The organism is Pseudomonas sp. 2995-3, assembly GCF_002742565.1.
In the GTDB taxonomy this organism is placed as follows: Bacteria; Pseudomonadota; Gammaproteobacteria; order Pseudomonadales; family Pseudomonadaceae; genus Aquipseudomonas; species Aquipseudomonas edaphica.
Genome location: NZ_LJSB01000140.1, coordinates 86,194 through 98,925 on the forward strand (window position 1 = coordinate 86,194; position 12,732 = coordinate 98,925).

The following is a 12,732-nucleotide window of genomic DNA, read 5'->3' on the forward strand; positions in this document are numbered from 1 at the left end:
GGGCGTAGGACAAGCAGCAAATCTGATGCAGGACAACGGCGCTCACTTAGCGAAACGAGGGCGACGTGAGATCTTTCCGAGAGAAGTGGCGACTGGACAATAAAGCCCGCCAAGGTAAGTTCAAGGCGTGCCCCATGACGGGGCACATTCAATCAAGGAGTGAATGAAATGAACAAACCCCAGACCCAACTTCGTCACGGTCGCGTGGTGACCCCGGCCAGCCGTGGTTCAGTGGCGGTGGAGCGTGGGCTGCTCGGCAACTGGCAAGTCAACGAGATGGAAGGCGGTAAAAACTTCCCATCGCTCGCCGCCGGGCCATTCCCGGCACCTTATGAAACCGATGATCAAAGCGTCACACCGCCTGGCGACGGGCATATCTTGAGCGGCGGCAAAACCGACGACCGCGATTGCATCAACTTCACCGACGAGGAGATGAGCAAAAAGCTCAATAGCCCCTTCACTTGGCCGTTGCTGAATGTCGAGGCTGGCCAGGTGTTCAAGGTGCAGTGGGAGTACACCGCCGCCCACGTCACCCGTGGTTATCGCTGGCTGATCACCAAGGATGGCTGGGACCCCAAGCAACGCATCAGCCGTGCGCAACTTGAGGCCAAGCCGTTTTTCGAAGACTTCTACACCCAGGTGCCGTACTACCAGCACGCCGATGAAATGAAGGCCAAGGTCGAACACCAGGTCACGCTGCCCAAGGGCAAGACAGGCCGGCATGTGGTGGTGTTGATGTGGATCGTGGCCAACACCGGCAACGCGTTCTACCAGGCGTTTGACCTGGACTTCAAATAAGCGCTGTTACCGCTGGGCCAACCAGTAGTCATGCAGCGCCCGCGCGGCGGGTTCGATGGCTCGAACCCGCTGCTGGTGGGCGTTTACATCCAGGTCGGCCGGTAGTTCGAAGTTGTCCTGCTCGGCGCACCAGGAAATCTTCTCCAGCAGCGCCGCCTGTTCGGCCGGCAGTTCTGGCCAGTTGCCAATCGCGGCGCCACGGATATAACCAAAGCACCATTCCTCGGCAAGCGTGACGGTTTGACCTTGGTGCTCGGTGTCATCGAAGCGCGCCTCGAAGCCTTGCGCATCGGTGGCCAATTGCGCCGCCAGCGTATTCATATGGTGCACGCACAGCTCGAGGAAGCGCTGGGCTTCTTCGACGTTTTCCCAGGCCGGGTTCTGCCCACCCCAGATCGCCGGGAACCACTCACCCACGTCCACCTGTGCCGGGCTGGAGACCAGCGCGGTGAAGTAGCCGTCGAGTTCAGCCAGGTTCAGCACCGAATGATCGTCGCCGTATTTCAACAACGTTTCGTCGATGAAGTCGAAATCGGCAGGGGTGAGGGGTTGGGCGAGCATGGGCATATCCTTTAAACGTCGAGCGCCGCGAAGTGGGCGGCTTAAAGCGCAGAGGATGGCGCTTGGGCGGGCTTTTTTCCACTTATTTCCCAGCGCTGACACAGCTTGCTCACGCACATCGAACCCTCCACCGCCAGAATGATCGGCACCAGAAAGTCATGCTCGATGCGCGTAAATTCGGCCACCAGCACAATCGCGGTCAGCGGCATGCTCATGCTGGAGGCCAAAAACGCCGCCGCGCCGATAATCGCAAACGCGCCGAGCGGCACCCCGGGCCACACCAGGCTCCAGGCACCGCCGAGCAGAATCGCCAGCAGCGCGCCATTGGCCAGGCCCGGCGTCAGCAGGCCACCCTCGGCGCCCGCGCGCAGGCTGCTCGCAGTGATCAATACCTTGACCAGCAGCAGGATGGCGGCCAGGCCTATCGTCAGCTCATTGTCGAAGCCCAGTTGCGCCGGGCCTTTGCCATTGCCGAGGATCTGCGGCAGCAGCATCGCCAGCCCGCCGATAATCGTGAAGTTGATCAGCGACATGACTGGCAGGCGCCAGCCGCGCGCGGCGTTGGCCCTGGCGGCGCCGGTAAAACGGCTGAACCCATAAGCGGCCACGCCAAACACCGGTCCGCACACTACCGCCCAGGCGATCAGCGCCGGGCTGAGCACAAAGTGCGGCACTGCATATTGCGATTCCGCACCCAGCCCGATCCACGCCACCGAAGCGCCAATCGCCGAGGTCGCCAGCGCAATCACCGCCGCCGGCCAGCTGAAGGCGCCCACCAGCACTTCCAGCACAAAGACAGCGCCGCCCAAGGGCACGTTATACACCGCCGCCAACCCGGCACCGGCACCGCAGGCCACGATCAAACGGTGCATGTGCGGTTCCAGGCGAGCGCGTTGTGACAGCCAGGTCGCGGCCAGCGCGCCGACTTCACGCGGCGCCACTTCACGGCCCAATGGCGAGCCAAGCGCCACGGTGATGATCTGCAGCACGGCGTGGGCGAGGGTGGTCTTGGGCGGCATGATCGGCATCTTTTCAGACACGGCCTGTTTGATGCTCACCAGCGGGCGGCCATAGCGATAAATCATCCACCAGCCCAGCCCGGCGACCAGGCCGCACACCACCAGCACCAGCAGGCGGCGCTCCGGCGCGGCAGCGGTGACGCCCCACAAAAAGGTTTCGTGGCTGACCAGGCTGTCGAGGCTGTAACCGTAGGCCAGGTGCTGGATGCCATGCAGCAGTAACGCCAGCAGCATCCCGCCCAGCCCGGCGCCAATGCCGGTCAGCACGACCACCAGGGCCAGAATCAATGATGAACGAAAGGTGGACGGCATAGCGGGCTCCAGGCAGTGGCCCTGAGTGTATAGCCGATAAAGCGCGGCTCCTGGGTGAAATGTATCGGCAGGCCATAAACCCCGCGCCCACAACATTTCATTACTTTTGCCAGTCCCGTTTTTGGCCGATGCGCCGTCATGCTCCCTTGTTATAGTTCGAGCCTTATTACTCGCCAGTCAGGGATCACTGCCATGTCCGAATACCAAGCTTTCATCGTCGAACTCACCGGCAACGTTGCCCATGTGCAGATCAACCGCCCGGAAAAAATCAACGCGATGAACGCGGCGTTCTGGACCGAAATCATCGACATCTTCCAATGGGTGGAAGACACCGACGCCGTGCGCGCCGTGGTGCTCAGCGGTGCCGGCAAGCATTTCTCGTCCGGCATCGACCTGATGATGATGGCCTCGGTGGCCAATAGCTTTGGCAAGGACGTGGGCCGCAACGCACGCCTGCTGCGGCGCAAGATCCTCGAGCTGCAAGCCTCGTTCAATGCCGTCGACAACTGCCGCAAGCCGGTGCTGGCGGCGATCCAGGGCTACTGCATCGGCGGCGCCATTGACCTGATCAGCGCTTGTGACATGCGCTACGCCGCCGAAAGTGCGCAGTTTTCGATCAAGGAAATCGACATCGGCATGGCCGCCGACGTCGGCACCCTGCAACGTCTGCCACGCATCATTGGCGACGGCATGTTGCGTGAACTGGCCTACACCGGTCGCCCGTTCGGCGCAGAAGAAGCGCGCAGCATTGGCCTGGTCAATCGTGTGTATCCCGACCAGGACAGCCTGTTGGCCGGTGTAATGGAAATCGCCCATGAAATCGCGAGCAAATCACCGATTGCCGTGGCCGGCACCAAAGCCATGATCAGCTATATGCGTGACCACACAGTCAATGATGGTCTGGAATACGTTGCCACCTGGAACTCGGCTATGTTGCAATCCAACGACCTGCGCGTGGCCATCGCGGCCCATATGAGTAAGCAGAAACCCGAATTCGTGGATTGACTGACATGACCCCAGGCTGGATTACCACAACGCTGCTGGACAACGACGCCCCTGGCGGCTGGGCCGTCGCCCGCAGCCGCGAGGGCTTTTTGCATGACACCAACGGGCCGCTGTTCCCGCGTGAATGGCTCAAGCGCCAGGACCTGTCGGTGTTCGCCGAACACGGCATCGGCCACCTTGACGGTGAGCCTGTTTACTTGCTGGAGCTGAACGCGGCGGCCGAGGTGCCAGGTTGCAGTTGGCAGGGTTTGCGCGGCTTTATGTTGCAGGGCGACCACACCCTGTACAAAGTGCTGGGCTACGCCGCGCAGATCGGCACCTGGGCGCGGGAGCATCGGTTCTGTGGCAGTTGCGGCCAGGCCATGGTGCAGGTGCCGCGCGAACGTGCGATGTATTGCCAGGCCTGCGACCTGCGCAGCTACCCACGCATTTCGCCGAGCATGATTGTGCTGGTGACCCGTGGCGACGAGATCCTGCTGGCACGGTCGCCGCGTTTTGTCACGGGTGTGTACAGCACGCTGGCGGGGTTCGCCGAGCCGGGGGAGTCGGCCGAAGACTGCCTGATCCGTGAAGTGCGCGAAGAAGTGCAGGTGGAGGTCAAGAACATCCAGTACATGGGCAGCCAGTGCTGGCCGTTCCCGCACTCGATGATGCTGGGCTTCCATGCCGAATACGCCGGGGGTGACATCGTGCCCCAGGCTGATGAGATCGAAGACGCGCAGTGGTTCAACATTCACGACTTGCCGCCGTTGCCGGCGTCACGTTCGATCGCGCGTTACCTGATCGACCTCTACCTGGCGCGCCGTTTAGGCCACGCTGAACCAGTGTTGCCAGGCTAGGCGCACCGTCAGGCCGAGGACCACGGTGATAAACACCGGGCGAATGAATTTGGCGCCGCCGCTGATTGCGCTGCGTGCGCCAAAGAACGCGCCACACATTACCGAGAAGCCCATCGCCAGGCCGACGATCCAGTCCACCGAGCCATTGAAGATAAACACCGACAGCGCCGCTGCGTTGCTGACGAAGTTCATGCTGCGCGCCACGCCGCTGGCTTTGACCAGGTCGATAGGGTGCAGCAGCATCGTGCTGACTGTCCAGAACGCGCCGGTGCCGGGGCCGGCCACGCCGTCGTAGAAGCCCAGGCCGAAGCCTTGGGTCGATTGCCATTTCTTCTTGATCGGTGCATCGGCATCCAGCGGCGCCTTGGGCGTGCCGCCAAACAGCAAATACACACCACAGGCGAACACGATCACCGGGAGCATTTTGTTCAGGGTTTCGGCGGGCAGGTAGTGGGCGACCACGGCACCCGCCAATGCGCCGACCAGCGTGCCGACGATGGCGTGTACCCATTGGCGCGGGTGGAACAGCTTGCGCCGGTAGAAGGTGAAGCTGGCGGTGGCGGAGCCGAAGGTCGAGCTGAGCTTGTTGGTGCCCAGCACCAGGTGCGGTGGCATGCCGGCGGTGAGCAATGCCGGTGTGGTGAGCAGCCCGCCGCCGCCGGCGATGGCGTCGATAAAGCCGGCAATAAAGGCCACGCAGGCAAGAATGGCGAGGGTGGTCAGGTCAACGCTGAGTTCGAAGGGCATGGGCAGGGCTTATTATTGGCAGGGCGCAGAAAAGGGCTGCGCTAAAGGCCGGTATCTTACTTGTATCTTGTTGTTCTACGCGATCCAAATGTAGGAGCTGGCTTGCCTGCGATAGCGGCAGGGCAGGCCCAACTGCTGTAACTGACCCGACGCCATCGCAGGCAAGCCAGCTCCCACCTTTGAACCGTGCCCGCCTGACTGTGATCGTTCCCACGCTCTGCGTGGGAATGCCGCCTCTGACGCTCTGCGTCTGCTCTGGATCTTCAGCTGTGACGTTTGTCCAGCCACTCCAACGCCGTGCGCCACACACAAATCCCCAGAAAATACGCCGACATCACCGACCACAAGCCGAACGTCCACGGGTTGGTATTGGGGTAGTCCACCACCATCAAGAAGCTGCACAGCAACCAGATGGTGGTCACGGCGATGTTGATCGGCATAAAGCGCTTGACCCGGAAGGGGTGCAGAAACTTCATCGGTGTCACGGTCAGCAGCGCCAGGCCGATCACTGTGGCCAAGGTCACCCAGGCGTCCGGCTGGATGATGTAAACGCACAAGGCCACCACATTCCAGGCCGCGGGAAAGCCGACAAAATAGTTGTCCTTGCTCTTCATGTTCACATTGCAGAAGCAGAACAGCGACGACACCAGGATCACCGACACGGTAAACAGGTGGGTAAAGTCCGGCAGGTCGATATAGCGGTAGATAAACAACGCCGGAATAAACACATAGGTCAGGTAGTCAATCACCAGGTCCAGCACCGAGCCATCAAAGCTGGGCAGTACCGTGCTGACATTCACCCGTCGCGCCAGCGAGCCATCGACGCCATCGACCACCAGCGCCAGGCCCAGCCACAGCAGGCAGGCCTTGGGTGAGTTTTCCAGCAATGCCAGGGTGGCCAGGAACGCCAGCACCACGCCGGTGGCGGTAAAGCCGTGGGCGCCCCAGGCTTTGAGTCTGGCTACATGCAGGGTCGATATCACGGGCGGCTCTCCAAAAGATGAAACAGGGCAGCCGACGACGTAACGCCGTCGAGTCTGGCCAGGGAATGCAGGTATCGACCGGGAAGGAGGGAATAAGGTTCACCGCCCCGGTGTATCACTTAGCGTAGCAAGGGTCAGACGTTTCGGCATCAACCCTGACGGAACACCAATGCCTTCAAACCGCTTTGCGGGTCGACATCGGGAAATTCCGGCGGGTTTTCCAATCGCTGCACAAAGCGCAGGCCCGGTGCTTCGCGGGTTACGCCGTCAATCAGGAAGTCTTCACCGAAGGCCGGGTCGTTCATGCAGGCCAACACCGTGCCGTTGGCTGTGAGCAAATCCGGCAGGCGGCGCAGCACGCGTTGGTAGTCTTTGGTCAGCAGAAAGCTGCCTTTCTGGAACGACGGCGGGTCGATGATCACCAGATCGTAAGGGCCGCTGTTCGTCACCTTGGCCCACGATTTGAACAGGTCGTGGCCCAGGAAGCTGACGTTACTCAGGTCATGACCATTGAGGCGATGGTTGTCGCGCCCGCGACTCAAGGCGCCACGGGCCATGTCCAGGTTTACGACATGGTCGGCGCCGCCTTCGATGGCGGCCACCGAGAAACCACAGGTGTAGGCGAACAGGTTGAGCACGCGCTGGCCCTTGGCCTGTTCGCGCACCCAGTTGCGGCCGTAGCGCATGTCGAGGAACAGGCCGCTGTTCTGTTTTTTACCCAGGTCGATCAGGTAACGCAGGCCGCCTTCGGTAATGGTCAGCTCGTCAACGGCCGCGCCCGAGAGCCATTCGGTGGTGCTTTGCGGCAGGTAGCGGTGTTGCAGGGCAACGGTGTAAGCGCTGAACTGCGTTTGCAGCAGTTGTTTAAGGGCTTCGAGCTGCGCAGGCTCGGGTTCCTTGAACAACGAGACCAGCAGCACGCCCTGCAACCAGTCCACCGTCAGTTGCTCCAGGCCCGGCCAGCAGCGGCCACGGCCGTGGAACAGGCGCCGGGTTTCACTCGGCGGGTTGGCCAGGGCGGTGAGCAAATGGGCGTGCAGGGTAGCGAGTGCGTCTGGGTTCATCGTTGAGCGTCAGTCGTTGAGCGGGCGGCATTTTAAACACAGTTGCGGTGCTTCGTCGTGTTTGAGCACAACGTGCTGCTAAAAAGATGATTGGCAGTGATTCATGCTCAAAATGCTTGAACCTGCGCTTGATAACAGGCAAAAAATCCTCAGGCACCGACATAAACTGGAAAAAAAGCCCGGAGGTGCCCATGAACGGTTTCGCGAGTGCAGTCAATCACACAGCCCAAGACCCGCAAGAACTGGATGAGTGGCGCGACGCCCTGGCCTCGCTGGTGGCCAATGCCGGGCCAGAACGGGCGCGCCAGATCCTCGACCTGCTGGCCCGTGAAGGCAGCGCACCGCACATCGACTGGAAACCGCGCCACGGCACGCCCTACGTCAACAGCATCAGCGTTGAGCAGCAACCGGCGTTTCCCGGTGACTTGGCCACCGAAGAACGCATCGCCTCGCTGGTGCGCTGGAACGCTCTGGCCATGGTGGTGCGCGCCAACCAGGCGTATGGCGAACTCGGTGGCCATATCGCCAGTTATGCCAGTGCGGCGGACTTGTTCGAAGTCGGCTTTAATCACTTCTTCCGGGCGCGCAGCGACACCTTCGGTGGCGATCTGGTGTTCTACCAGCCGCACTCGGCACCGGGCATTTATGCCCGCGCTTATCTGGAAGGCCGCCTGACGGAAAACGACCTGGCGCACTACCGCCAGGAAATCGGCGGGCCAAAAGCCGGCGCACGCGGCCTTTCCAGCTACCCGCACCCGTGGCTGATGCCGGACTTCTGGCAGTTTCCCACCGGCTCCATGGGCATCGGCCCGATCAGCTCGATTTTCCAGGCGCGCTTCATGCGCTATCTGCAACATCGCGGCTTGCTGGACACCACCGACCGGCACGTCTGGGGTGTGTTCGGCGATGGCGAAATGGACGAGCCGGAAAGCATGTCGGCCCTGACCCTGGCTGCCCGCGAAGGCCTGGACAACCTGACCTGGGTGGTTAACTGCAACCTGCAGCGCCTCGACGGTCCGGTGCGCGGCAACGGGCGCATCATCGACGAACTCGAAGCCTTGTTTGCCGGTGCCGGCTGGAACGTGATCAAGCTGGTGTGGGGCTCGGACTGGGACGCCTTGCTGGCCAAGGACACTGACGGTTCACTGGTGGAAACCTTGTCGAACACCGTCGACGGGCAATTCCAGACCTTTGCCGCCAAAGACGGCGCCTATAACCGCGAGCACTTCTTCGGCCAAAGCGAGTCGCTGGCGGCCCTGGTGGCGGGCATGAGCGACGAGCAAATCGACCGCCTCAAGCGCGGTGGCCACGATATGGTCAAGATCCACGCCGCCTACCATGCCGCGCGCCGGGTAAAAGGCCAGCCCACGGTGATCCTGGCCCAGACCAAAAAGGGCTTCGGCATGGGCGAAGCCGGGCAGGGCAAGATGACCACGCACCAGCAGAAGAAGCTCGATCGCGACGCGCTGCTCGCTTTTCGCAATCGCTTCCAGTTGCCGCTCACGGATGCGCAGACCGAATCCTTAAGTTTTTTCAAACCCGCCGAGGACAGCGTTGAACTGCGTTACCTGCATCAACGTCGGCATAAACTCGGCGGTTATGTGCCAAGCCGCAGCCCGCTGGCCGCACCCGTCAGCGTGCCCCCGGTGGCGGGTTACGCCGGGTTCGCCATCGCAGCCGCCGGAAAGGAAATGTCCACCACCATGGCGTCTGTGCGCATGCTCACCAACTTGCTCAAGGACAAGGCGTTGGGCCCGCGCATCGTGCCGATCGTCGCGGATGAGGCACGCACCTTCGGCATGGCCAACCTGTTCAAGCAGATCGGCATCTATTCCAGTGTTGGGCAACGTTACGAACCCGAAGACATCGGCTCGATCCTCAGCTACCGCGAGGCCACCGACGGGCAAATTCTCGAAGAAGGCATCAGCGAGGCCAGCGCCATCAGCTCCTGGGTGGCGGCCGCCACCAGTTATTCGGTGCATGGGCTGCGCATGTTGCCGTTCTATATCTATTACTCGATGTTCGGCTTCCAGCGCGTCGGCGACCTGATCTGGGCTGCCGCCGACCAGCGCGCCCGTGGTTTCCTGCTCGGCGCCACCGCCGGGCGCACCACCCTGGGCGGCGAAGGCTTGCAGCATCAGGACGGCAGCAGCCACTTGGCAGCCGCGACGGTGCCCAACTGCCGCGCCTACGACCCGGCGTTTGCCGGCGAGTTCGCGGTGATCCTCGACCACGGTATGCGTCAGATGCTGGAGCACGATGTGGACGAGTTCTACTACGTGACCCTGATGAACGAAAACTACCCGCAACCGACGCTGCCGGCAGACGTGGAGGCGGCGATTATCAAGGGCATGTATCGGTTGCAAGGTGCTGCGGATGCCAAGGTGCGCCTGCTCGGCTCGGGCACACTGGTGCGTGAGGCCCAGGCAGCCGCGCAGTTACTGGAGGAGGATTGGCAGGTGGCGAGCGAGGTGTTCAGCGTGACCAGTTTCAGCGAGCTGGCACGGGATGCGCGACAGGTGGAGCGCTGGAATCGGTTGCATCCTCAGGATATGAAGCGCTCCAGTCATGTGAATGCATGTTTGCCTAAAGGTGTACCGGTGATTGCGGTGTCCGACTATGTACGGGCGGTGCCGCAGATGATCGCTTCGTATCTGGACAGCAGCTACACGGTGTTGGGCACCGACGGCTTTGGGCGTAGCGATACTCGGGCAGCGTTGCGTGATTTCTTTGAGGTGGATCGCTATCACATTGTGCTGGCGGCGCTGACGGCGTTGGTGGAGCAGGGCCGTCTGGAACCCGAGGTTTGTCAGCAGGCGATCGAGCGGTATGGCGTACAGGCGGAGCGCGAGCCTTCCTGGACCTCTTGAACCCCTGTTAAGCCTGCTGCCTCAGTGAGCTGATGATGAATGCATGCAGGCTATCAACCGCTTCAGACCCGCGCGAGGCCCGGCTTCGCAGGATTGAAACCTCCATGGGTTCAATCCTGCCCAAGCCGTGCTCGCTGCCCAGAACCTGAAGCGATGCCTGCACGGTACATTGGGTGATTGCGGCAATCGCCAGCCCACCTTCAACGGCGGCTAGTTGGCCGGCAAGGCTGGAGCTGTTGTAAACCACCTTGAATTCACGTCCCTTTTGGCTCAGTGAGTTCACCGCATAACGTCTGGCCAGGCTTGCACTTTCGTAGACGGCGATAGGTAGCGGATCGCGCCTCCACAGTTCGAACTGGGGCGAACCGACCCATACCATGGGTTCCTTAAACAGAAAAGTGCCGCTTTGAGGGGCGTCACGCGACACGAGTGCAAGATCAAGGTCGCCGCTGCGCACACGCGGGATGAGTGCGGCCGACTGTTCGCAAGTCAGTTCTATTTCCACACCCGAATAGCGCGGCAAAAAACGCTTGAGCACCGGCGTGAGATACATCGCCGCGTAGTCTTCCGCAACGCCAAGGCGGATGCGTCCGGTCAATTCTTCACCGTGAAAGGCCGCTTGGGTCTCGGCGTGCAGTGCGAGCAGGCGCCGGGCGTAGCCCAGCAGTAGCTGACCGTCCGCCGTCAGTTGAAGGTGACGCGGGCCACGGCTCAACAACTGCCGCCCCAGCGCTGCCTCCAGTTTTTTCATTTGCATGCTGACGGCGGACTGCGAGCGGTTGACCTCATGGGCCGCGCCAGAGAGCGAGCCGGCATCCACCACGGCCACAAAGCATTTGAGCCAATCGATCTGCAAATTGCTGGCAGGCATCCAGGTGACCTCTATTCGTTAATCGAATGGCTGTGACGTAAATTATGCGCTTTTCAAGAGGTTTGTTCACTCGCAAAATCCTCGCCTCAACCCCTGCCTGCTGGATTTGACCATGCCATTCGACACCTGGTTGCTCTACCTGGTTACCTGCTGCGGCATCGCTATAGTGCCAGGGCCCAATGCGTTATTAGTGCTGACCCATGGCGCCATTCACGGGCGTCGCAAAACACTCTTCACGATTTCGGGCGGCGTGCTCGGATTTGCCGTGGTGCTGTCGTTTTGCGCTTTAGGCTTGGGGGCACTGATCCAGGCGTCTGCCACCTGGTTCACGGCATTGAAGGTGGTTGGCGGGCTGTACCTGATCTGGCTGGGGTTTGGGTTGTGGCGCTCGGCGCCTGTGAGTCTTGAGGCAGCCGTTACGACCAGCCTGCGAAGCTGGTCGCTGTTTCGCCAAGGGCTGGTATCGGCGATTTCAAACCCCAAGGCGCTGCTGCTGTTCACCGCCTTCATTCCACCTTTTCTGGACCCACACCGAAGCCTCATCGCGCAGACGGCCGCCATTGCGCTGACCTACGCCGTGGTGGAGTTTGTTGTTGAATATCTGGTGGCCAGCGCAGCACATCGGGTCAGGCCCTGGTTAGCCCGAACCGGACGCCGATTCAATAAAGTCTGCGGTGGTTTTTTTGTGCTGTTCGGGTTAGCGCTGCCTGTCCATAGCTGACGGCAAGTCTAGAAGGTGGCGATCAGTGATGGCCCAAAGGCTTCTTTCAAAAAGCCCGGCGCGATATAGCGCTCGTAATGCGCCTCGGACAGCAGGAAAAACTCGCGGTCAATCGCATCACGCAAATCCGCCAGGTGACGCTCGCGAAACTCCGGCAGCAGCGCCAGCCCATACGCGTCCAGTTTGGAAATCACCCGCGCGCCCCGGGCAATCAGCTGGTACGCCCAGCAGTACGGCGACTGGTGTGGCATAAAGCGAATCTTGCGGGTTTCAAGTTGTTGGCGCAAAAGCTGCGGGTCAAACACCTCAAGCTTGCTGGCCATCACCTGCACCAGCAACTGTTCCAGGCGCAGCCACACCGCCTGCTTTTCGTCGGCGTTGTAGCCATTCCACTGGATGACTTCATGGTGATAACGCTTGCAGCCCCGGCAGACCAGGTCGCCGTAAACGGTGGAACACAGGCCGACGCAGGGCGTTTTGATGGTTTGGTTGGGCATAAAGTTTGTACGCAAGTCTAAAAAAAACCGCTAACCCATGTGGGAGCGGGCTTGCCCGCGATAGCTGAGTGTCAGCCAATATATGCTTAACTGACCCGCCGCCATCGCGGGCAAGCCCGCTCCTACATTTTTAATCCCAGCTCAGCGCGCCGCCAGTCTGGTACTCGATCACACGGGTTTCGAAGAAGTTTTTCTCTTTCTTCAAGTCCATGATCTCGCTCATCCACGGGAACGGGTTAGTCGTCCCTGGGTACTCTTCTTTCAGGCCGATCTGCGACAGACGACGATTCGCGATGAACTTAAGGTAATCCTCCATCATCGCCGCATTCATGCCCAACACCCCACGCGGCATGGTATCCCGCGCATATTCAATCTCCAGCTGCGTCCCCTGCAAAATCATCTGGGTCGCTTCTTCCTTCATCTCGGCATCCCACAAATGCGGGTT

At 61.0% G+C, this 12,732-nt stretch carries 13 protein-coding genes; 5 read left to right on the forward strand and 8 right to left on the reverse strand.

Annotated features, from left to right (window positions below; translation table 11 throughout):
• Window positions 1-168 precede the first annotated feature (168 nt).
• Window positions 169-798 carry a lytic polysaccharide monooxygenase auxiliary activity family 9 protein gene (locus tag AOA62_RS07345; protein WP_099548291.1) on the forward strand — a complete coding sequence of 210 codons (630 nt, stop codon included), beginning with the start codon at window positions 169-171 and terminating at the stop codon, window positions 796-798.
• A gap of 6 nt (window positions 799-804) precedes the next feature.
• On the opposite strand, the gene AOA62_RS07350 is transcribed toward AOA62_RS07345, so the two are convergent.
• Together AOA62_RS07350 and AOA62_RS07355 are read right to left on the reverse strand one after the other, a co-directional pair.
• Window positions 805-1,359, reverse strand: coding sequence for a UPF0149 family protein (locus AOA62_RS07350; protein ID WP_017139111.1), 555 nt, complete (start codon window positions 1,357-1,359; stop codon window positions 805-807).
• Between the two features lie 41 nt (window positions 1,360-1,400).
• Window positions 1,401-2,690 carry a chloride channel protein gene (locus tag AOA62_RS07355; RefSeq protein WP_099548293.1) on the reverse strand — a complete coding sequence of 430 codons (1,290 nt, stop codon included), beginning with the start codon at window positions 2,688-2,690 and terminating at the stop codon, window positions 1,401-1,403.
• Window positions 2,691-2,882: 192 nt separating this feature from the next.
• Here AOA62_RS07355 and AOA62_RS07360 point away from each other — a divergent pair, with 192 nt between their 5' ends.
• Together AOA62_RS07360 and nudC are read left to right on the forward strand one after the other, a co-directional pair.
• Window positions 2,883-3,695 (forward strand): crotonase/enoyl-CoA hydratase family protein, encoded by an 813-nt coding sequence (locus tag AOA62_RS07360; RefSeq protein ID WP_099548295.1) that lies wholly within the window; start codon window positions 2,883-2,885, stop codon window positions 3,693-3,695.
• A 5-nt stretch (window positions 3,696-3,700) separates the two neighbouring features.
• Complete coding sequence (gene nudC, locus AOA62_RS07365) at window positions 3,701-4,534, forward strand: NAD(+) diphosphatase (RefSeq protein WP_017139108.1); 834 nt, start codon at window positions 3,701-3,703, stop codon at window positions 4,532-4,534.
• Here the strand turns inward: nudC and AOA62_RS07370 are convergent.
• The 3 genes from AOA62_RS07370 to AOA62_RS07380 form a co-directional block, all read right to left on the reverse strand.
• Window positions 4,502-5,281 (reverse strand): TSUP family transporter, encoded by a 780-nt coding sequence (locus AOA62_RS07370; RefSeq protein WP_017139107.1) that lies wholly within the window; start codon window positions 5,279-5,281, stop codon window positions 4,502-4,504. The genes nudC and AOA62_RS07370 overlap by 33 nt on opposite strands.
• A 263-nt stretch (window positions 5,282-5,544) precedes the next feature.
• Window positions 5,545-6,264 carry a phosphatidylcholine synthase gene (pcsA, locus tag AOA62_RS07375; protein WP_017134682.1) on the reverse strand — a complete coding sequence of 240 codons (720 nt, stop codon included), beginning with the start codon at window positions 6,262-6,264 and terminating at the stop codon, window positions 5,545-5,547.
• 149 nt (window positions 6,265-6,413) lie between these two features.
• Window positions 6,414-7,328, reverse strand: a complete 915-nt coding sequence (locus AOA62_RS07380; protein ID WP_099548297.1) for a class I SAM-dependent methyltransferase — start codon at window positions 7,326-7,328, stop codon at window positions 6,414-6,416.
• Between the two features lie 191 nt (window positions 7,329-7,519).
• Here AOA62_RS07380 and mdeB point away from each other — a divergent pair, with 191 nt between their 5' ends.
• Window positions 7,520-10,198 (forward strand): alpha-ketoglutarate dehydrogenase, encoded by a 2,679-nt coding sequence (gene mdeB / locus AOA62_RS07385; RefSeq protein WP_099548298.1) that lies wholly within the window; start codon window positions 7,520-7,522, stop codon window positions 10,196-10,198.
• A 7-nt stretch (window positions 10,199-10,205) separates the two neighbouring features.
• Here mdeB and AOA62_RS07390 read toward each other — a convergent pair whose 3' ends face one another.
• Window positions 10,206-11,069, reverse strand: coding sequence for a LysR family transcriptional regulator (locus AOA62_RS07390; protein ID WP_099548300.1), 864 nt, complete (start codon window positions 11,067-11,069; stop codon window positions 10,206-10,208).
• Window positions 11,070-11,181: 112 nt separating this feature from the next.
• Here AOA62_RS07390 and AOA62_RS07395 point away from each other — a divergent pair, with 112 nt between their 5' ends.
• Complete coding sequence (locus AOA62_RS07395; RefSeq protein ID WP_099548301.1) at window positions 11,182-11,790, forward strand: LysE family translocator; 609 nt, start codon at window positions 11,182-11,184, stop codon at window positions 11,788-11,790.
• An 8-nt stretch (window positions 11,791-11,798) separates the two neighbouring features.
• On the opposite strand, the gene AOA62_RS07400 is transcribed toward AOA62_RS07395, so the two are convergent.
• Window positions 11,799-12,287, reverse strand: coding sequence for a DUF1289 domain-containing protein (locus AOA62_RS07400; protein ID WP_017134687.1), 489 nt, complete (start codon window positions 12,285-12,287; stop codon window positions 11,799-11,801).
• 130 nt (window positions 12,288-12,417) lie between these two features.
• The coding region (locus AOA62_RS07405) for a ribonucleotide-diphosphate reductase subunit beta (protein ID WP_178075629.1) at window positions 12,418-12,732 on the reverse strand (315 nt) is incomplete at its 5' end.